This window comes from Roseburia hominis (assembly GCA_040702975.1).
Taxonomy (GTDB): domain Bacteria; phylum Bacillota; class Clostridia; order Lachnospirales; family Lachnospiraceae; genus Allocoprococcus; species Allocoprococcus hominis_A.
Map to the genome: position 1 here is coordinate 2,746,352 of CP159990.1, position 19,743 is coordinate 2,766,094.

Here is a 19,743-nt window from a genome sequence, read left to right on the forward strand (position 1 = left end):
TCAAGCATTAATCATCTTCATCCGTCATATCGTCCGGCTGAAGGATCGCGAACGCGATATTGGTAGCATGGTCCGCAACTCTCTCCAATCCTGATACCGTGTCGGAGAAGATCATTCCGGCCTCAGGCGTACATTTATTCTTCGTCAGACGCTTCACATGAGACCTCTGCAGCTTCTTCTCACGTTCATCGATGGCGTCCTCCAGATCCAGGATTTCCTGCATGTGCTCCTGATTTTTATTCGAAAACATATCCAGGGAATAATCCAGAATTTTAAGTACCATCTCCGTCATATCCTTAAGCTGCTGCTTCGCCTTGTCACTGAGCTGTACGCTTCCCTCCAGTATCTGCTTCGCGGAATCTGCAAGGTTTTCCGCATGATCGCCGATACGCTCAATATCATTCACTACATGGAAAAGTCCGCCGATAATCTGGGTATCCGAAACAGGCATTTCCATCTCGCTCGCTTTTACAAGATAATCCGTGATCCGATGATTCAGGAAATTAATATAACGCTCTTTACTATAAATCTCCTGAATCTCTTCCTCAGTCGGATCGCACAATACTTTCATACCTTTTGTCAGATTCTCGCTGGCCACCTGACCCATATGTACGATCTCACGGATTGCTCCAACTGTTGCCGTGCTGGGCGTCATGATCTGTTTTTCACCGATATATAACAGCTCAAACTCATCATCCTGTGACGGGTCTTTGCCACGGACAATCTTATACGTTGCCTTTACGATCCAGCCCATGAACGGGAACAGTACAATCACCTGAGCCACCTTAAATATCGTATGTGTATTCGCGACCGCTCTCGCCGGGTTACCGCCTGACATGGCAAGCAGCGCACCGGTGATCGGCCCCTGTGCAGCAAGCATTACAAGATATGTGATTATGGAGCCCACAATATTGAACAGCAGATGAATCAGCGCTGCTCTCTTTGCATCCTTCTTTCCACTAAGGCTCGCAAGCATCGCTGACATACAGGATCCGATATTACAGCCCAGAACGATATACGGACAAATCACAAAATCGATCAGCCCCTGCCCGGCCATCAAAATGACGATACCGACCGTGGCGGATGAACTTTGAAGGACAGCCGTAATTACAATTCCCACAAGAATCCCCATAAGCGGGTTTGTAAGCGAAGTTACAAGGTTAATCATCTGCGGGGAATTCTTAAGAGAAGACATCGCATTTCCCATGGTACTAAGTCCCATGAACAGGATACCAAAGCCAAGGATTACTCCGCCGATTCGCTTCGCATTCGTCTTTTTGCAGAACATCTGCATCACAACACCGCAAATCACGAACAACGGCGCAATATCCGATAGATTAAATGCAATCAACTGTCCTGTCACGGTAGTACCGATGTTGGCTCCCAGAATCACGCCACTTGCCTGAAACAAATCCATAAGGCCGGAGTTTACAAAGCTGACCACCATGACCGTGGTCGCACTCGACGACTGTATGATCGCCGTGAACACCACGCCTACGATCATACCGATAAAGCGGTTCTTTGTAAAAAATTCAAGAATACTGCGCATCCGCGCGCCCGCCGCTTTCTCCAGCCCGTCGCTCATGAGCTGCATTCCGAACAGAAATAGCCCCAATCCGCCAAACAGCAGAAAAATTGTCGTAATACCCATCACTCTTCTCCTCTTCTTTTGTATCGGAAATACTCTTTTCCAAACGCAATATCCGAATCGATCTGCGCTTTCATACACTCCACCGAATCAAACTTCTGTTCCGGCCTGCGAAACTCAAAAAGCTGAATCTCCACATCCTTCCCATAAGCATTTCCTTCATAGTCAAACAGATAGCTTTCGATCAACAGCCGGCGCTCCTCGGTCACCGTAGGCTTCACGCCTAAATTTCCGATTCCATTATACCAGATTCCGTCAATCTTAACACTGTCAATATACACGCCCTTTGGTGGAAGGAGCTTCTCCTTCGCCGGGTGTACGTTGATGGTCGGAAATCCCAGTCTCCGCCCAAGCTGTTTTCCATATTCCACAGTCCCGTTCACTGTATAGGGATACCCCAAAAGGTGCCGGACCGTCTCCATATTTCCTTTTCTCAATTCTTCTTTTATATAGGTACTGCTGATTTCCCTTAAGCCGTACATTTCCTTTTCTTCCACAAAAAGCTCGTATCCATACTGCTTTGCATACTTCGCCAGCATCTTTGCATCTCCGCGTTTATTGTGGCCGAACCGGAAATCCGTTCCCACCACCACGTATTTCGCATGAAAAATGCCACACAATACCTCTTCGATAAACCTCTCTGCTTCCATACTGCTGATTTCTTCCGTAAAAGGGCATTCCAGCAGCACATCCACCTGACCCTCCAGGCGTCTTCTACGCTCCTCATTGCTCATGATCCCTTCTCTGGGAAGCTCAAGTTTTTCAAAAAGCGGAAGCATGTCAAATGCAAACACCACCGAGCGTACATGATACTTTGCTTTCAATCTCTGTACCTGACGGATCAGTTTCTGATGTCCGCGATGCAGACCGTCGAACTTTCCGAGCGTGACCGCCGTCTCGCCCGAACTACAGTACGACTCCAATCCTCTGATATATTCCATCTTGTTTCCTCTTTATACTTTGTGAAATGGCCGAATGGCCATACGGGATACCCTTGGGTATACCTTGTTAAACGGCCGAATGGCCATACGGGGTGCCCTTGGGTAAGCCGTTTGGTGCAGCCTCTTTACATTCCTGTAAATCTACTTGCACCTTATGATTCTATTCTGTCAAAAAACATGCGTACAATTTTGAAATCCTTCTCTTTGCTCCGATAGGCATATACCGCAATAAAATACCGGTTCTCATCATACACTCTGACTTTTTCTCCCTCCTCAAACTCTTTGAGGGAGCCAAGCCATAGAATATCCGAAAGGCCGAACAGTCCACCATTTCGAACCGTCCTGTCCGCCTCCGGTTTCAGGTACACCTGCTCATACCCCGGGAACATGGCATCGACAGCTATCATGTGTTCTTCCAGCTTTCCCTCCCGGAAATACTGTTCTGCCACCGAAAGACGCATACTCTCCGCGATCTTAAATCTCTCAACCTGTGTCCTTCTAAGCTTCTCCATACACCCAAAACAGCCCAATGCTCTTCCAATGTCATGACAGAGTGTCCGGATATAGGTTCCCTTCGAGCACTGCACCTCCATACGCACTCTGGGGAGGGCCATTTCCAGGATCTTAATCCGGTAAATGGTCACATGCCTTGGCTTTCTCTCCACTTCTTTTCCATCGCGCGCAAGCTCATACAGCTTTTTCCCGTTTACCTTGAGCGCGGAAAACATGGGCGGAATCTGATCATATCCGCCTTCAAAAGACCGGATCACTTCTCTTACCTGCTCTTCACTAAGGTTCTTCGTATCCCCTTCTCGTAGCACTTTTCCGGTAATATCCTGTGTATCCGTCTCTTTTCCCAGAAGAAGCACCGTCTCATAGGTCTTATCCTTATCGGTAAGCATATCGCAGAGCCGTGTCGCCTTCCCCAGACACACCGGAAGGACTCCTTCCGCCTCAGGGTCCAGCGTTCCGGTGTGGCCGATCTTCTTCTGACGGGTGATCCCACGCAGCTTTGCGACCACATCGTGGGACGTGTACCCACGCTCTTTATAAATATTCAACACACCGTTTAGCATCCAACCCCCGCTTTCTCATCCGGCTTATTTCTCACTTTGTTCCCCGGCATCCGCCTTAAACTGAAGCTCGATCTGACGGGACAAATTATTGACTACGTCATGCATCGTTCCTGTCATGGTAAAGCCTGCTGCGCGCACATGACCGCCGCCGCCGAAATACTGGGCAATCCGGCTCACGTCAACTTCCTCGCTGGACCGCAGGCTCACTTTAAACGTTCCCGGCTTCAATTCATACATGAAAATAGCCACATCGACGCCCTTCGTAAGCTTTAGCTGACTCACGATTCCGTCCAGATGCTTCGGCGCGACCTGATAAAAATCCATCACCTTTTTCGTAATGGAAGATACGATGCATCTTCCGTCCATGAACAGAAAACTCTCCAAAAGCGCGCGCCCTAAAATATGGTTCTGGGCATAGGTCTTCTCATCAAACGTCCGGGTTATGATTCCCGTGTGATCCACGCCCTTTTCCATCAGCTTCGCCGCGATACGCATAGTAGAAGGATGCGTGCAGGAATACCGGAATACCCCTGTATCGTGTACGATTCCCGTATAAAGACACTCCGCAGTCTCCCTCGATATCTTCTCATCCTCCAAAAGCTCATAAAGCACTTCACAGGTAGAGCTTGCTTCCGGATGGATCACATTCACATCTGCCGTGGCCTGATTGCTGATATGGTGATCCACGCATGCGGTACGCTTTGCCCCCCGGCAAAGCGGCCCGGAAAATCCAAGCCGCCCTTCATCCCCGCAATCCAGAAGCACAAAGAGATCATAGCTTTGCTCCTCAGAAATCTCATGCCTGATCTCTTCGCTGCCCTTCATGAATAGAAAGGTGTTCGGGATATCTTCCAGATAAACATGCACTTCCTTCTGCGGGTAATTCTCACGCACATATCGAAACAGGCCCATACACGAACCTGCACAGTCCCCATCCGGCCGCACATGTCCGCCGATTGCAATCCTGTCTGCCTTTTGAATCTCTTCCATCAAGATATTATTCATTCTTCTTCATCCTCTTTTTTTAGATTTCTGGTCACATCATCGATTTTTTTCGACATCTGCACACCGTACTCTATGGACTCATCCATGATAAATCTGATCTCCGGCGTATTTCTCATATTGAGTCCCCGCGCCAGTTCTCTGCGCACATAACCTTCCGCGCTCTGCAGCCCCTTGATCGTGTCGCTTTTAGCCTTTTCGTCCCCCAGCACACTGATATATACCTTACAGGTCTTAAGGTCCGGCGCCACCTCCACCGCGACCACGGAAGTCATCGGTGCAATGCGGGGGTCTTTAATACCACCCCGCAGGATATTGCTCAGTTCCCTTTGCACCTCTGTATTTACTCTTGTATTCTTAATACTGTTTTTTCTCATATTTTATTTTGCCGCCTTCCTTATTCATAGAAGTCTGACCTGCTATCTCGGGATCTCGACCATCTTGAAGGCCTCGACCTGATCGCCTTCCTTGATATCATTGAAGCGTTCAAATACAAAACCACATTCGTAGCCTGCTCTGACTTCCTTCACATCATCCTTGAACCGCTTCAGGGAAGCCAGCTTGCCGTCATAGATCACGATGCCGTCACGCATAATACGAACGGAGCAGTCACGCTCAAATACACCATCCAGTACATAAGAACCACCGATAGTTCCCACACCGGAAGCCCTGAACGTCTGACGGATCTCTGCATGGCCAAGTACCTTCTCCTCAAATACCGGTTCCAGCATTCCTTTCATAGCTGCTTCTACATCTTCAATCGCATTGTAAATTACGCGATATAATCTTACATCTACGCCCTCGCGCTCTGCGGTTTCCTTCGCCGCCGCGTCAGGACGCACGTTAAATCCGATAATAATGGCGTTCGACGCCGCAGCCAGCGTTACGTCAGATTCATTGATCGCGCCTACGCCGCCGTGGATGATCTTCACTACCACCTCATCGTTGGAAAGTTTCACGAGGCTCTGCTTGATTGCCTCCACGGAGCCCTGTACATCCGCCTTGACAACGATACCCAGCTCTTTCAGATTACCTTCCTGAATCTGCGTAAACAGATCGTCTAATGACATCTTGCTTCTGGTCTCGTCGAGCATCTTCATTCTGCCCTGGCTGATGAAGGTCTCTGCAAAGCTTCTTGCCTCTTTTTCATTACCGCAGCCTACAAATACTTCTCCGGCATTCGGAACATCGTTAAGACCGAGAATCTCTACCGGAGTAGACGGTCCCGCTTCTTTTACGCGCCGTCCCTTGTCATCCATCATCGCGCGGACTTTACCGAACGCAGAGCCTGCCGCGATCGGGTCGCCGATACGGAGCGTACCCTTCTGTACCAGAACTGTAGCGACCGGTCCTTTTCCTTTGTCCAGCTCGGCCTCGATCACAAGACCTCTCGCCCGCCGGTTCGGATTTGCTTTCAGCTCCATCACCTCAGCGGTCAGAAGAAGCATTTCCATCAGCTCATCAAGACCCTCGCCGGTGTGCGCGGATACCGGTACAAAGATAGTGCTTCCGCCCCAATCCTCCGGAATCAGTTCATATTCTGTAAGCTCCTGTTTTACACGTTCAATATTCGCACTTGGCTTATCAATCTTGTTAATGGCAACCACAATCTCAATTCCCGCTGCTTTCGCATGGTTGATTGCTTCCACGGTCTGCGGCATTACTCCGTCATCCGCAGCGACTACCAGAATCGCGATATCAGTAGAATTGGCTCCACGCATACGCATTGCCGTAAACGCCTCATGTCCCGGAGTATCAAGGAAGGTGATCCTCTCACCATTGATCTCTACTACGGACGCACCGATGTGCTGCGTGATTCCGCCTGCCTCACCCTGAATCACATGGGTATTACGGATCGCATCCAGAAGGGAAGTCTTACCGTGGTCTACGTGACCCATTACGCAGACTACCGGAGGACGTTTCTTCATCTTCTTCTCGTCCTCTTCCTCCTCCTTCAGCAGTTCCTCTATCACGTCAACAACTTCTTCTTTTTCGCAGAGAACTTCAAATTCCATTGCGATCTCTTCTGCAGTGGCAAAATCCACTTCCTGATTTACCGTCACGATCTTGCCCTGAAGGAAGAGTTTCTTAACGATGACGGACGGCTGAATCTTCATCTTATCTGCCAGTTCCTGAATGGTCACGCTCTCTGGAATCGTGATCTGTTTGATCTGTTCCTCCTGCGCTTCCTTCTTTGGCTGCGGTTTTGTCATCTTCGGCTGGGTATTATTATTCTTACCCTTTCTGCCTTTTGACATTCTGTCTTCACCGTCATCATTTCTATTATATTCTTTTTTCTTATGTGCATCCTTGGGTTTGGAACGGCTCGGCTTCTGCTCTGCGATGGCCGGTGCCGGAATAGCCGGCCCGCTCTTTCTTCTGTCGTCGCGGTGAGAATCCCTTCTGTCGTCACGGCGGTCCTCTCTCCTGTCATCGCGGCGTGAATCTCTTCTATCGTCGCGGCGCTCATCCTTTCTGTCGTCGCGACGGTCGTCTCTCCTGTCATCACGGCGGCCCTGGAATCCCTCTCTTCTTCCTTCAGAAAAGCGTCCCGTTCTCTGATCCGAACCATTTCTTCTGTTCTCGCCTCTTCCGTCCTGTCCTCTTCTTCCCTGATCACTTCCTGATCTGTCGGACTGGAAGCTGCGGCCTTGGCCGTTATTTTGCTGGCGTCCTCCCTGGCCGGCTCCCTGTGGGCGGTTTCCCTGCGGACGGGCAGTCTGGCCTGCCTGCTGGCGTCCTCCCTGGGTACTCTGTGCATGAACATTCTGACCTGCACTCTGCGGGCGGGACGTATTTTCTGTTCCCTGCACTTTTCCTGCCGGCGTATTTCCCTGTGGGCGGGCAGTCTGGTTACCTGCCTGCGGACGAGACACATTTTCTGCTCCCTGCACTCTTCCTGTCGGCGCATTTCCCTGTGGGCGGGCAGTCGTGCTTCCTGCCGGACGTGTACCTGGCGTGCTCCCCTGCGGGCGAACTCCCGGCGTGCTTCCCTGCGGGCGGGCTCCTGATGCACTCCCCTGCGGACGTACTCCTGATGCGCTACCCTGTGGGCGGCTTCCCTGGCCTGATCCCTGCGGACGTACTCCAACTCCTGCTCCCTGGGTGCGTGCTCCCGGCGTGCTTCCCTGCGTACGGGCTCCTCTCGGCTGTCCCTGGCGCGCTCCCTGCCTTGATCCGTTCTGGGTATTCTGCGGACGGAACACCTGCATAATCTTTTTCTTCTTCGGCGCTTCCGTCGCCTTATCTGCATCCGATGGCGCCGGTGCCTTCTTCTCCTCCGGCTTTCTCGGCGCTGCCAGTCTTCTGACAGATTCAATCTGGTCTTCGGAAAGAACACTCATATGACTTGCCGCGTCAATACCCCTCTCCCGAAGGATCGTCAGCATTTCCTTGTTCGGCATGTTCAGTTCTTTCGCCAGCTCATATACTCTTAATTTCGACATCTTACTACCTCCTCTATGCAATCGTATCCTTTTTCTCTTCTAACTGCTTTTTGATTCCTTTGGCAAATCCTGCATCACTCACCGCAAGAGACGCCCGGAATTCCTTTCCCATTGCATGACCCAAGGTATCTTTATCCCCATAAAAATAAATCGGCACCTCATAAAAATCACACATGTTTTGAAATTTCTTCTTTGTATTGTCAGATGCATCATCTGCAACGATCACCAAATGGGCCCTTCCTTCCTTCACTGCTTTTTCCGTCAGGAATTCCCCACTGTGTGTCTTTCCCGCCTTGGTGGCAAGGCCAAGAAGTGACAAGGCTTTATCCATTCTCAAGTCCCTCCAGTTCCTTTGACAGATTCTCGTAGACTTCTTTTGGAATCGCCTGCTTAAATGAACGCTCCAGCCCTTTATTTTTGATTGCCTCATCGAGACACTCTTTTGAGAAACAAAGGTAGGCGCCGCGCCCGTTCTTCCTTCCTGTGGCATCCAGAACAAATTCATTCTCCGATGTCTTCAAAACACGCAGCATTTCTTTTTTACTCTTCATTTTCTGACATCCCACACATTTACGCATGGGTATTTTCTTGGTCGTGCTCAAACAATCACTCCTAATTTATTCTTCTATTCCTCATAAAGCTCCAGGTCGTCTGCTGTATACTCTTCCCCTTCGTAAGCGCCCTCATCATAGGCTCCTTCCTCATAGGGTTCTTCCTCATAGACTTCTTCCTCATACTCGCCTTCATATTCTCCGACGTATTCTTCACCCATAGCAAGGTCCATATAGTTTGCCGGAAGTTCGCCTGACTCGATTGCCTGCGTCTCGCTCTTGATATCGATCTTGTATCCGGTAAGTCTGGCTGCCAGTCTCGCATTCTGTCCTTCCTTACCGATCGCCAGTGAAAGCTGATAATCCGGTACGATCACGCTCGCACTCTTCTCATCCGGGTCCGCCATAACGGAAATGACCTTCGCCGGACTGAGCGCATTCTCGATTAGAAGCGCCGGGTTCTCATCCCAGTTAATGATATCGATCTTCTCACCGCGGAGTTCATTCACTACCGCGCCGACTCTCGCTCCGTTCATGCCGACGCAGGCACCTACCGGGTCTACGTCCGGATCATTGGACCACACGGCGATCTTGGTACGTGAGCCTGCCTCTCTGGCAATGCTCTTGATCTCCACGATACCGTCACGCACCTCGGTGACCTCCGCCTCAAACAGACGTTTTACCAGCTCCGGATGGGTTCTGGAAACCAGAATCTTCGGTCCCTTGGTCGTATTCTTCACTTCCACTACATAGAGCTTGATTCGCTCGGTAGGCTGGAATTTTTCTCCTTTTACCTGCTCATTCTCGGTGAGCATCGCATCTGCTTTTCCCAGGTTGATGCTGACGTTATTGCCCACATAGCGCTGAACGATACCCGTCACGATATCTTTTTCCTTTTCAAAATACTGATCGTAGATCACCTTACGCTCCTCTTCACGAATCTTCTGAAGAATCAGGTTCTTGGCGTTCTGTGTGGCAATCCGGCCGAACGACTTGGATTCCACGGGTATCTGCACGATATCTCCCAACTCATACTTGGCATCCTTCATCTTCGCCTCCGCAAGGCTGATCTGCTCTACCGCATCTTCCACCTCTTCCACTACGGTCTTTTCCTGGTACAAGGCGTAATCGCATGTCTCCCGGTCCATCACAACCTTGATGTTGTCTGCTTTGCCGAAATGGTTCTTGCAGGCATTGATCAGGGAATTCTCAATGGCATCCATCATGACATCCTTGCTGATGTCCTTCTCCTGCTCAAGAATCGTAAGTGCTTCTAATAATTCGGTATTCATTTTCCTTTCTTCCTCCTGTCACTAAAAGTCGAATGCAAGACGAACAAGTGCAATATCGCTTCTGTCAAATGTCTTTGTCTCTTCGTCTTCATATGCAATGGTAACTGTATCTTTATCATAATCCTTTAAGATTCCAATAAATTCTTTCTGTTTATCGATGGGCCGATATGTGCGGATCTCCACCTCTTCCCCCAGGCTTCTTGCGAAATCCTTCTCTTTTTTAAGTGGTCTTCCAAGCCCCGGCGAGCTCACCTCAAGGATATACGCTTCATCGATGTAATCCTTCTCGTCCAGAATATCGGAAAGCTCCCTGCTCACCACTTCGCAGTCATCGATCATGATGCCGCCCGGCTTATCAATGTATGCCCGCAGATACCAGGTGCCGGCTTCCTTTACATATTCTACATCCCACAATTCAAAACCATGCTTTTCCACAATGGGGAGCAGAATCTCCTCTGTTTTTTGTTCATAAATTTCTTTTTTAGACAATCCATTACTTCCTTTCTACTACTTTATAAAATATAATTAAACGCTGACTTAAGTACGCAGGCAACAGAGATAAAAGTCCACTGAGCCTTCACTTAGATATGCTAGGCAACCGAGATGAACGTCCACTGGACGTTCACTTAGGCATGCTAGGCAACAAAGAAGAGTGAACTTTCGTCCACTCTTCTGCCGCTTCCTATGTTACTATAGGCTACTATAGCACTTTTATCAGATGAAATCAAGCACTTTCTCAAGTTTTCCATGTTTTTTTCCTTACATTTCCTACATTTTTCTACCACTTTCAGACAAATTCTACAATTCTCTTTGTCAAAAAACTATTTATATTGTGTATTTTTTAATTATCCTTGCATTTCTTCCCGATACCCAGTATCATTATGTATGACAGAGAAAATTTATAGGGAGGTATTTCAAATGAACTTATTCTCACCGGCTGATGTAGCAAAGAACTACATCGCCATCGGAAAATCAAAGGTAAACACGCCCGTGCCTAAGATGTTCTTACTGGCTGTACTGGCAGGCATGTTTATCGGACTTGGAGGCGTCGGCGCCACTACGGCCGCTGTATCCGTGCCGCTCGCTTCCGTAGGGAAATTCCTGGGAGCCTGCATTTTCCCGGGAGGACTCACCATGGTTCTTCTTGCCGGAAGCGAACTGTTTACCGGCAACAACCTGCTGACCATTCCACTTCTTGAAAAAGAAATCACGCTTGGGGGCATGCTCAGGAACTGGATCGTTGTGTATATCGGGAACTTTGTCGGTTCCATGATCGTCGCAGCAGGGGCTGTATTTTCCCATCAGCTCAGCTTATTTGGAAACGGAATGGCAACAAGCGTCATCTCCACAGCGGCTTCCAAATGCACCTTATCCTTCGGCGACGCATTCCTTCGCGGAATCTTCTGCAACTTCCTGGTATGTATCGCTGTATGGATCTCTTTTGCAGCCAAGGACGTTGCAGGCAAGATCATCGGGCTTTTCTTCCCGATCATGATCTTTGTACTTTGCGGTTTTGAACACAGCGTTGCCAACATGTACTACATATCCGCAGGCTTATTTGCAAAGAGTGTACCGGCCTATGCCGAAGCTGCCACCGCGGCAGGCGTTGATTTAAGTGTCATTAATTGGGGAAGCTTCTTTGGCACAAATCTTCTTCCGGTCACACTGGGCAACATCGTAGGCGGCGCCATCTGTGTCGGCTGCGTATACTGGTTTATTTATCTTCGCAAGACGGACGGAAAATAAACCCGAAAAATGATTACCATTTATGTGAGGGCAGACAGGCGATCCGGCCTGGGGCCAAACGTATATGATAATAAAAAGAGGCCGTTTGGGGCGGTCTCGCAAGAAAGTTTAGAAGGGAGAAACAAAATGAGTAAGATTTACCTTGCAAACAGCAAGCTCAGCGACGCTAAGATCGGACCGCTGCTTACAAAGTTTTCCAATAAGGTAAACGTGTATCCGCCAGGGACCTGTCCGCTTACGGTTCAGCTCTCACTTCTGCAGGCTTCCAGAAACCAGACCTGCGGCAAGTGTGTGCCCTGCCGTGACGGATTAAGACAGCTTGAGAAGATGCTGATCTCTGTGATCCGCGGAAATGCGACTATGGAAACTTTGGTTGAGATGAAGGAGCTTGCGATCATGATCCGCGATACTGCGGATTGTGCGATCGGCTACCAGTCAGCCATTGAAGTGCTGGAAGGATTGGAAACCTTTAAGGAGGATTATATCAGTCATATCCGCAGACAGGAATGTACCGGTATCAGCGGGCAGAAGATCCCGTGCGTAACACTGTGTCCGGCACACGTGGATATCCCGGGTTACATCGCCCATGTATATGAGGGGAACTATGCTGAGGCGATCAACCTGATCCGTCGTGATAATCCGCTCCCGACAGCCTGCGCAATGATCTGTGAACACCCATGCGAGGAACGCTGCCGCAGGAACCTGATCGACAGCTCCATCAACATCCGTGGCGTGAAAAAATATGCGGTAGACCAGATTCCGGCAGACAAGGTCGAGGTACCAAAAGCGAACCCCTGCACGGGCAAAAAAGTCGCTGTCATCGGAGGCGGCCCAAGCGGAATGACGGCAGCGTATTTCCTGTCTCTTATGGGCCATAAGGTAACGGTATTTGAAGCAAAGGAACGCCTCGGCGGTATGCTGATGTACGGAATTCCCAACTACCGTTTCCCGAAAGACAGATTGGATGAAGACATAAGAGCAATCCTCTCCACAGGCAATATCGAAGTCAAATACAATACAACTGTCGGAAAAGACATTTCCATAGAGGAAGTACATAATTCTTACGATGCCATGTATGTGGCGATTGGGGCTCAGGTGGGCAAGAAGCTCCGCCTGGACGGAATCGACGCAAACAATGTATTCTCAGCCGTTGAGATGTTAGACGAGATCGGTCATGACAGGAAACCGGATTACACCGGCAAGACCGTCGCTGTTATCGGAGGCGGAAACGTTGCCATGGATGCGGCGAGAAGTGCGCTCCGCTGTGGTGCTGCCGATGTCCGGATCGTTTACAGACGTCGCCAGGAGGATATGACAGCTCTGGATACCGAGATTGAATCCGCGATCATGGAAGGCATCGAACTGATGCTCCTTCAGGCTCCGAAGAGCATCGAGAAGGATGAGAACGGAGACTGCACCGCACTTTGGGTACAGCCGCAGATGATCGGACCTTACCGCGGCGATCGTCCTTCTCCTGTAGACGCCGTTTCTAAAGAACCCGTGCGCATTCCCTGCGATGTGATTTTGATCGCTGTAGGCCAGGATATTGTCAGCGCACCATTTGAAGAGTATGGACTGCCGGCACAGCGAGGCGTCTTCCAGGCAGGACTTGACACTGCCATCGCCAATATGCCCGGCATCTTCGTGGGCGGCGACTGTGCGACCGGACCTTCCACCGCGATCCGCGCGATTGCAGCGGGCAAGGTCGCAGCACGCAATATTGACGAATACCTTGGCTACCATCACAAGCTGGACTGTGGCGTGACCGCACCGGAAGCAAGACCGAACAATCGCGTTCCCACCGGACGTGTTAACATTCAGGAGAGACCGGCTTACATCCGTAAGCACGACTTCGAGCATGTGGAATGCCCCATGACTCCTGAAGAGATTCAGCAGGAATGCAGCAGATGTCTTCGTTGTGACGTCTTTGGCTGTGGCAAGCTGGATGGCGCTGTGGACAAATAGGCAGACTATTATTGGAGGAAAACTATGCAGATTATAATAAATGGAATGGCTGTTGAGGCGCTGGAAGGCTCTACCATCCTTCAGACGGCCCGCGCGGCTGGAATCGATATTCCTACCCTCTGCTATCTGGAAGGAGTCAATGACATCGGCTCCTGCCGGTTATGTGTAGTAGAGCTGGAAGGTTCCGATGTACTGGTTCCCGCCTGCAACACCAAAGTAAAAGAAAACATGGTAGTCCACACACATAGCGAACGTGTCGTGGAAGCAAGAAAGACTGTTTTAAGACTTCTGCTCTCTGAGCATTACGGCGACTGTTTCAGCTGTGAGAAAAACGGTGACTGTGAATTACAGAAGTACTGTATCGAGTACGGCGTAGATACCACCGAATATGCCGGAGCAAGAAAAGAAAGAAGTTTCAAGAAAAAAGACGATCACCCCTTCTTAAGCTATGACCCGGATCGCTGTATCCAGTGTCAGCGCTGCGTAATGACCTGTTCTCATGTAACAGGAAGAAAGGCCATCGCTCTCGGAAAGACCGGTATGTTCTCCATCATTGACGCACCGTTCGGTCCGGACTGGAAGGAAACCCTCTGTGAATCCTGCGGAAACTGTGCCCAGGCATGTCCTACCGGCGCTCTTACCGTAAAACGCAGGAAGAACTACCGCGCATGGGAAGTGAAGAAAGTCCGCACTACCTGTCCGCACTGTGCAACAGGATGCCAGATGGATCTGATCGTGAAAAACGGAAAAATCGTGGATGTAGTCGGCGCAGACGGCCCGTCCAACCATGGACTTCTTTGTGTCAAAGGACGCAGCGGCTCCTTCGACTTTGTTGATTCTCCCGAGAGAATCCGTTTCCCACTGATCAAGAATAAAGAAACCGGCGAATTTGAGAGAGCCACCTGGGATGAAGCTCTTGATCTGGTCGCTTCCAAATTCACAGAAATCAGAGATAATTACGGAGGTGAGGCACTGGCGGGATTTGCCTGCTCACGTTCAGCCAATGAAGATATTTATATGCTTCAGAAAATGGTCAGAACGGCATTTGGCAGCAACAATACCGATAACTGTGCGCGCGTTTGACATGCTCCTACTGTTGCCGGGCTGGCAACCACATTAGGCTCAGGAGCCATGACAAACACCATCTATGATATTACCCATGAATCCGATGTGATCATGCTGGTAGGTTCCAACCCCGAACATGCACATCCGGTCATCGGAATGCAGGTTCGGCAGGCTGTGGCAAAAGGCACCAAACTCATCGTCGTTGACCCAAGAGACATCGACCTTGCAAAGAGTGCTGATATTCATCTGAAACTCCGACCAGGTACCAACGTTGCATTTGCAAACGGTATGATGCACGTATTCATCGAAGAGGACCTGATCGACCATAAATTCATCGAGGAACGTACTGAGAACTTTGAAGCGATCAGGGAAGTGGTTAAAGACTATACTCCGGAAAAGGTTGCCGAAATTTGCGGTATCGACCCGGCTAAGCTTCGCGAGGCAGCAAGACTTTATGCGACCGCTGACAAAGCTCCCATCATGTATTGTCTGGGCGTGACCGAACACCACACCGGAACAGAGGGCGTTATGTCTCTTTCCAACATGGCTATGATGGTCGGAAAACTGGGACGTCCGGGCTGTGGCGTAAACCCGATTCGCGGACAGAACAATGTACAGGGCGCTTGTGATATGGGCGCTGCCCCGAATCAGTTCCCGGGTTACCAGAACATTACCAAACCGGGTGTCCGCACCAAGTTTGAGACCGCATGGGGAACCAAGCTGAACCCGAATGAAGGAATCAAAGCTACCGACTGCTTCCCGAAGATGATCTCCGGCGAAATCAAAGGCCTCTTCATCTTTGGAGAGGACCCGGTAAGAACCGACCCGAATACACACCATGTAATCAAGGCTCTTGAGTCTTTGGATTTCTTCGTAGTAGATGAACTGTTCATGACGGAAACCGCAAAATATGCTGATGTCATTCTTCCGGGTGTCTCCTTCGCAGAAAAAGAAGGAACCTTCACCAACACGGAACGCCGCGTGCAGAGAATCCGAAAAGCAGTGACCATCGCAGGCGAGGCAAAACAGGATACCTGGATCTTCACCGAGATCATGAATCGTATGGGATATCCGCAGCCGCATCTTTCGGCCGCTCAGATCATGGATGAGATTGCATCTGTCACTCCATCCTTCGGCGGCATCAGTCATACACGGCTTGACAGCGAGGAAGTGGGCGGTAGAGGTCTTCAGTGGCCATGTCCGTCCCCGCACCATCCGGGCACTCCGATCATGCATGTGGGCAAATTTGCAAGAGGACTGGGCTATTTCCGTCCCGCTGAGTATGTACCGTCCATGGAGCTTCCGGATGAGGAATATCCGCTTACCATGATGACCGGACGTATCCTTTATCACTATAACGCGTGTGCCATGACAGATAAGACCGCTGGTCTCAATGAGATCGCAGGTGAATCCTTCATCGAGCTGAATACTGCAGATGCTGAGAAGCATGGCATTGAAGACGGTGAGATGATCTCCATCTCCTCCCGCCGCGGAACGATTCAGGCCAAGGCTGTCGTGTCAGGCAAAACACGTGAAGGTGAATGCTGGATGCCCTTCCATTATCTGGAAGGCGGTGCGAACTGGCTGACCAGTGACGCTCTTGACTCGATCTCCAGTACACCGGAGTATAAAGTTTGCGCAGTAAAGGTTGAGAAAATATAGGAACGCTATGTATATTAACGAACAATATGAAAATCTGGAATTAACCGAAAACGAAGATACAACATGCATATTCCGTGACAAGCATGCCGAGGCTTCCAAAGAAACCGTTTTAGCAGAACATCTCCTGGAGGTGTATCTCAATGAGCGATTGACCATGAAGCTTGTCTGCACTCCCGAGCACCTGACGGAGCTAGTTCTCGGGCGTCTGTTTTCCGAGGGAATGATCAACGACACAGACGAGGTGGAATCCATTTACATTTGCAAGTATGGAACTCGCGCAAAAGTGATGCTGAGAAACACTTCCCCGGCTTTACAGGTACAGCAGGTGGAAACTACTCCGACCTGCTGTACCGGCAATCGGGTTTTATATGAACCCGTCAGCGACAATCCTCTTCATGTAATGGACTTTGCTTCCTGGCAGGCAGAGTGGATCTTTATGCTGGCAGACAAATTCAGCGAAGGAACCCCTCTGCACCGAAAGACATGGGCAACCCATAGCTGTTTTCTCGCCAGGCGCGACCGGCTGCTCTTTCAGTGCGAGGATATCGGGCGCCACAATGCACTCGATAAAGTAATTGGATATGCGCTTCGCCACCGGATTCCTCTTTCCGAATGCTTCGTATATTCCAGCGGACGGATTCCCGTGGATATGGTCTCAAAAGCGATTCGGGCCCGGCTCCCTCTTCTGGTCAGCAAGGCGGTCCCTACAAACGAGGCAGTTCGATTGGCAAAGCAGTATCACCTTACTTTGATCTGCTCCGCAAGGCGTGACCTGATGAAGGTATATTCCGGACAATTGCCCTCTTAAATGCTGATTTTCTACACACAGCTTCGGAAATGCATATCGTTACGGACAGCATTCATTTTCCAATTACGTTTACAAGGGGTCCGTGTGACTTGTATATGCCACACAGACCCCTTGTCATACTTCTCTTTTATTAATTTTCCTGAATTTACAGCATCTCAATGAACGCCGCAAGACGGGTCTCGATCTGACCACTGTCGGATTCCGAATAGTCGGTCTCAATCTTCATATAAGGAATGCCCTCTTCTTCCAACATCTTAGACACCCTTGCAGATTCCACATTAAAGGTATGGCATGCGTGAAGCACCACATCGACCACGCCATCCACTTTATATTTTTTGATCATCTCTTTCATATGCTCCAGACGACCATTGTTCGTAGTCATAACAGAGCAGTTAATCTGCAGGTAACGATCTGAGATTGCTCTTAAGATATCATCTGCCTCCTCGTCAACCAGAAGCGACTGCGTTCTCTCACCGCCGCAATCATCCTGGCATACAATTACGCCTCCATTATTCTCGATCACCATACCGACCTTGCGGATAACACCGGAAGAAGGGCAGCCTGTAAGAAGAATTCGTTTTGCTGAAATATCTACCGGCCGTTCACCGTTTTCATATGCCGTTCTTGCTTTCTCCACTTTTGCCTTAAAGTTCGCAAGCTGTTGATGCACATCAAACGTAAAGGTTCCCTGCTGCATCGCCAGCATCGACTCCGTTGATTTGATCATCGGCGGTTCCGCAATCTGAAGTTCAGCCAGTTCCTTCTGAGCCTTCCTGATCTCATTTCGTATATGGGCAGCCTCGCGGAGCTTTTCATCTGTAATCTCGACTCCATACTTTTCTTCCAGTCTCTCTTTCAGAAGTTTTACTTCCTCATACCATATATCACCGGCATAGGCGCGTTCCTGGCTCTGGGGAAGATGAAGTACGTACGTCTCCTTCAGCTCATTTAAAAGCTCATACATCTTCTTCTTCCCATCGCAAGTCGTCTCACCGATAATCATATCTGCAAAATATGTATAGGGACATTTCTGCGTATAGGCAAACCCATATGTTCCCTTAATCAACGGACACAGATTCTTTGGAAGAACCTTCTCCGCATCTGCAACGGTCTCATTGCTCATTCCGCAGAGAGCCACACTCGCAACACCTGCCGCGTCTATGACTTCCAGCGGAGTATAGGAACATAAAAAACCTGCCAGGTGTCCGCCGTTCTCCACAAACTCCTTTACGCGAAGGAATCCCTGTTTCCGTGTCTCCATAAAATCATCAAAATTTGCAGGTAAATCAAATACTTCAGCCATTTTTTCTCCTTTCCTGAAGCTCTTATTTTCTTTCTTCTTTAAACACATACCTGTCCAGACGCTCAAATGCCTCCTGGACTCTGGTAAATGGAAGCGCCAGATTCATTCGAATACTATGCTCCCCATGGAATGGTCTTCCGTCCTGCCAGCCGACTCCTACCCGGTGCCCGGCTTTCAAAAGCTCGTCCAACGGCCGCCCTGTCTTTTCACACCAGCCGGTACAGTCGAGGAATAGCATATAAGTCCCCTGCGGTTTACTGAGCTCAACCCCGTCAAAATGCTCCTGTATAAAATCATAAGCATAGTTTACATTGTTTGACAGCACTTCTCTCAGCTCATCTACCCATTCCATTCCTTCTGCACTATATGCCCCCATCAAAGCATACATAGAAAGAACATTCATGGAATTGTAGTGTGATTTACTTGAACAAGCCCTCACACGGTCACGCAGATATGAGTTATAAATAATATGGTAGCTCCCGATCAGCCCTGCAAGATTGAATGTCTTGCTTGGCGCATAAAGCGCAACGGTGCGGTTTCTTGCGTCCTCACTGATAGACTGCATCGGAATATGCCGGTTCCCATTCAATATAATGTCTGACCAGATTTCATCTGTGATGACAATGCAGTCGTTTTTCCGGTACACTTCCATCGCTTTTTCCAGCTCTTCCCGCTCCCATACTCTTCCGGTCGGATTGTGCGGATTACAGAAAACTGCAACATGAATCTTATTCTTCTTGATCTTTGCATCCATATCCTCATAATCCATACGCCAGACTCCTTCGTCATCCTGCTTAAGTTCACTGAGGACGATCCTATAACCGGCTCCGGTAATACTTCCCGTAAAACCAATATACGTCGGGCTGTGCACGAGAACACTGTCCCCCGGCGCTGCGAAAGCATTCAGGGCTGAAACAAGACCGCCCAGCACACCATTTTCATAACCAATACATTCTTTTGTAAGGCCGGTTACATGGTTGCGCGTCTCCTGCCAGTTTATAATCGCCTGATAATACTCGTCTCTTGTCGCAAAATACCCAAACGCCGGATGCGCGAGCCTTTCACTGATCGCAGCCTGCACGGTCGGAACCGTCGCGAAATTCATATCCGCAATCCACATCGGTATAAAATCAAATCCATCTTCAGGCACTGCAAACCCCGGGCCTTTTCCCACCACATCAACTGCGATGGCATCCTTTCCCCGGCGATCCATAATTGTTGTAAAATCGTACTTCATA

At 49.5% G+C, this 19,743-nt stretch carries 16 protein-coding genes; 4 read left to right on the plus strand and 12 right to left on the minus strand.

Annotated elements, in window-relative coordinates; genetic code table 11:
* Window positions 1-7 precede the first annotated feature (7 nt).
* From ABXS75_12730 to rimP, 10 genes are all read right to left on the minus strand, one after another.
* Window positions 8-1,651: a Na/Pi cotransporter family protein gene (locus ABXS75_12730; GenBank protein ID XCP83932.1), complete on the minus strand. Its 1,644-nt coding sequence runs from the start codon at window positions 1,649-1,651 to the stop codon at window positions 8-10.
* Window positions 1,651-2,589: a bifunctional riboflavin kinase/FAD synthetase gene (locus ABXS75_12735; GenBank protein ID XCP83933.1), complete on the minus strand. Its 939-nt coding sequence runs from the start codon at window positions 2,587-2,589 to the stop codon at window positions 1,651-1,653. The genes ABXS75_12730 and ABXS75_12735 overlap by 1 nt, the downstream gene beginning before the upstream one ends.
* Window positions 2,590-2,741: 152 nt before the next feature.
* Window positions 2,742-3,665, minus strand: a complete 924-nt coding sequence (gene truB / locus ABXS75_12740) for a tRNA pseudouridine(55) synthase TruB (protein ID XCP83934.1) — start codon at window positions 3,663-3,665, stop codon at window positions 2,742-2,744.
* Between the two features lie 24 nt (window positions 3,666-3,689).
* The gene (locus ABXS75_12745) at window positions 3,690-4,670 is read right to left on the minus strand and encodes a bifunctional oligoribonuclease/PAP phosphatase NrnA (GenBank protein ID XCP83935.1); all 981 of its coding nucleotides are present in this window, start codon (window positions 4,668-4,670) and stop codon (window positions 3,690-3,692) included.
* Window positions 4,667-5,044, minus strand: a complete 378-nt coding sequence (gene rbfA / locus ABXS75_12750) for a 30S ribosome-binding factor RbfA (protein XCP83936.1) — start codon at window positions 5,042-5,044, stop codon at window positions 4,667-4,669. The genes ABXS75_12745 and rbfA overlap by 4 nt, the downstream gene beginning before the upstream one ends.
* 42 nt (window positions 5,045-5,086) lie before the next feature.
* Complete coding sequence (gene infB / locus ABXS75_12755) at window positions 5,087-8,113, minus strand: translation initiation factor IF-2 (GenBank protein ID XCP83937.1); 3,027 nt, start codon at window positions 8,111-8,113, stop codon at window positions 5,087-5,089.
* A 13-nt stretch (window positions 8,114-8,126) separates the two neighbouring features.
* On the minus strand, window positions 8,127-8,450 hold the full coding sequence (locus ABXS75_12760) for a ribosomal L7Ae/L30e/S12e/Gadd45 family protein (GenBank protein ID XCP83938.1): 324 nt from the start codon (window positions 8,448-8,450) through the stop codon (window positions 8,127-8,129).
* Window positions 8,437-8,715 carry a YlxR family protein gene (locus ABXS75_12765; GenBank protein XCP83939.1) on the minus strand — a complete coding sequence of 93 codons (279 nt, stop codon included), beginning with the start codon at window positions 8,713-8,715 and terminating at the stop codon, window positions 8,437-8,439. Before ABXS75_12765 ends, ABXS75_12760 begins: the two co-directional genes overlap by 14 nt.
* A 23-nt stretch (window positions 8,716-8,738) precedes the next feature.
* The gene (gene nusA / locus ABXS75_12770) at window positions 8,739-9,956 is read right to left on the minus strand and encodes a transcription termination factor NusA (GenBank protein ID XCP83940.1); all 1,218 of its coding nucleotides are present in this window, start codon (window positions 9,954-9,956) and stop codon (window positions 8,739-8,741) included.
* A 21-nt stretch (window positions 9,957-9,977) separates the two neighbouring features.
* Complete coding sequence (gene rimP / locus ABXS75_12775) at window positions 9,978-10,445, minus strand: ribosome maturation factor RimP (GenBank protein ID XCP83941.1); 468 nt, start codon at window positions 10,443-10,445, stop codon at window positions 9,978-9,980.
* A 429-nt stretch (window positions 10,446-10,874) separates the two neighbouring features.
* Between rimP and ABXS75_12780 the strand changes: the two genes are divergently transcribed.
* From ABXS75_12780 to fdhD, 4 genes are all read left to right on the plus strand, one after another.
* Complete coding sequence (locus ABXS75_12780; protein ID XCP83942.1) at window positions 10,875-11,702, plus strand: formate/nitrite transporter family protein; 828 nt, start codon at window positions 10,875-10,877, stop codon at window positions 11,700-11,702.
* 126 nt (window positions 11,703-11,828) lie between these two features.
* The gene (locus ABXS75_12785; GenBank protein XCP83943.1) at window positions 11,829-13,667 is read left to right on the plus strand and encodes an NAD(P)-binding protein; all 1,839 of its coding nucleotides are present in this window, start codon (window positions 11,829-11,831) and stop codon (window positions 13,665-13,667) included.
* Between the two features lie 24 nt (window positions 13,668-13,691).
* Complete coding sequence (gene fdhF, locus ABXS75_12790; protein ID XCP83944.1) at window positions 13,692-16,394, plus strand: formate dehydrogenase subunit alpha; 2,703 nt, start codon at window positions 13,692-13,694, stop codon at window positions 16,392-16,394.
* 7 nt (window positions 16,395-16,401) lie between these two features.
* Complete coding sequence (fdhD, locus tag ABXS75_12795; GenBank protein ID XCP83945.1) at window positions 16,402-17,202, plus strand: formate dehydrogenase accessory sulfurtransferase FdhD; 801 nt, start codon at window positions 16,402-16,404, stop codon at window positions 17,200-17,202.
* Between the two features lie 145 nt (window positions 17,203-17,347).
* On the opposite strand, the gene ABXS75_12800 is transcribed toward fdhD, so the two are convergent.
* Together ABXS75_12800 and ABXS75_12805 are read right to left on the minus strand one after the other, a co-directional pair.
* Window positions 17,348-18,505 carry a double-cubane-cluster-containing anaerobic reductase gene (locus ABXS75_12800; protein XCP83946.1) on the minus strand — a complete coding sequence of 386 codons (1,158 nt, stop codon included), beginning with the start codon at window positions 18,503-18,505 and terminating at the stop codon, window positions 17,348-17,350.
* 22 nt (window positions 18,506-18,527) lie between these two features.
* On the minus strand, window positions 18,528-19,742 hold the full coding sequence (locus ABXS75_12805) for an aminotransferase class I/II-fold pyridoxal phosphate-dependent enzyme (protein ID XCP83947.1): 1,215 nt from the start codon (window positions 19,740-19,742) through the stop codon (window positions 18,528-18,530).
* Window position 19,743: the final 1 nt, after the last annotated feature.

Excerpts from the sequence above, each read along its gene's own strand:
- nusA (XCP83940.1), bottom strand. The coding sequence starts at position 9,956 with ATGAATACCGAATTATTAGAAGCACTTACGATTCTTGAGCAGGAGAAG.
- ABXS75_12745 (XCP83935.1), bottom strand. The coding sequence starts at position 4,670 with ATGAATAATATCTTGATGGAAGAGATTCAAAAGGCAGACAGGATTGCA.
- ABXS75_12785 (XCP83943.1), top strand. The coding sequence starts at position 11,829 with ATGAGTAAGATTTACCTTGCAAACAGCAAGCTCAGCGACGCTAAGATC.
- ABXS75_12730 (XCP83932.1), bottom strand. The coding sequence starts at position 1,651 with ATGGGTATTACGACAATTTTTCTGCTGTTTGGCGGATTGGGGCTATTT.
- ABXS75_12800 (XCP83946.1), bottom strand. The coding sequence starts at position 18,505 with ATGGCTGAAGTATTTGATTTACCTGCAAATTTTGATGATTTTATGGAG.
- rbfA (XCP83936.1), bottom strand. The coding sequence starts at position 5,044 with ATGAGAAAAAACAGTATTAAGAATACAAGAGTAAATACAGAGGTGCAA.
- ABXS75_12805 (XCP83947.1), bottom strand. The coding sequence starts at position 19,742 with ATGAAGTACGATTTTACAACAATTATGGATCGCCGGGGAAAGGATGCC.
- fdhD (XCP83945.1), top strand. The coding sequence starts at position 16,402 with ATGTATATTAACGAACAATATGAAAATCTGGAATTAACCGAAAACGAA.
- truB (XCP83934.1), bottom strand. The coding sequence starts at position 3,665 with ATGCTAAACGGTGTGTTGAATATTTATAAAGAGCGTGGGTACACGTCC.
- ABXS75_12735 (XCP83933.1), bottom strand. The coding sequence starts at position 2,589 with ATGGAATATATCAGAGGATTGGAGTCGTACTGTAGTTCGGGCGAGACG.
- ABXS75_12780 (XCP83942.1), top strand. The coding sequence starts at position 10,875 with ATGAACTTATTCTCACCGGCTGATGTAGCAAAGAACTACATCGCCATC.
- infB (XCP83937.1), bottom strand. The coding sequence starts at position 8,113 with ATGTCGAAATTAAGAGTATATGAGCTGGCGAAAGAACTGAACATGCCG.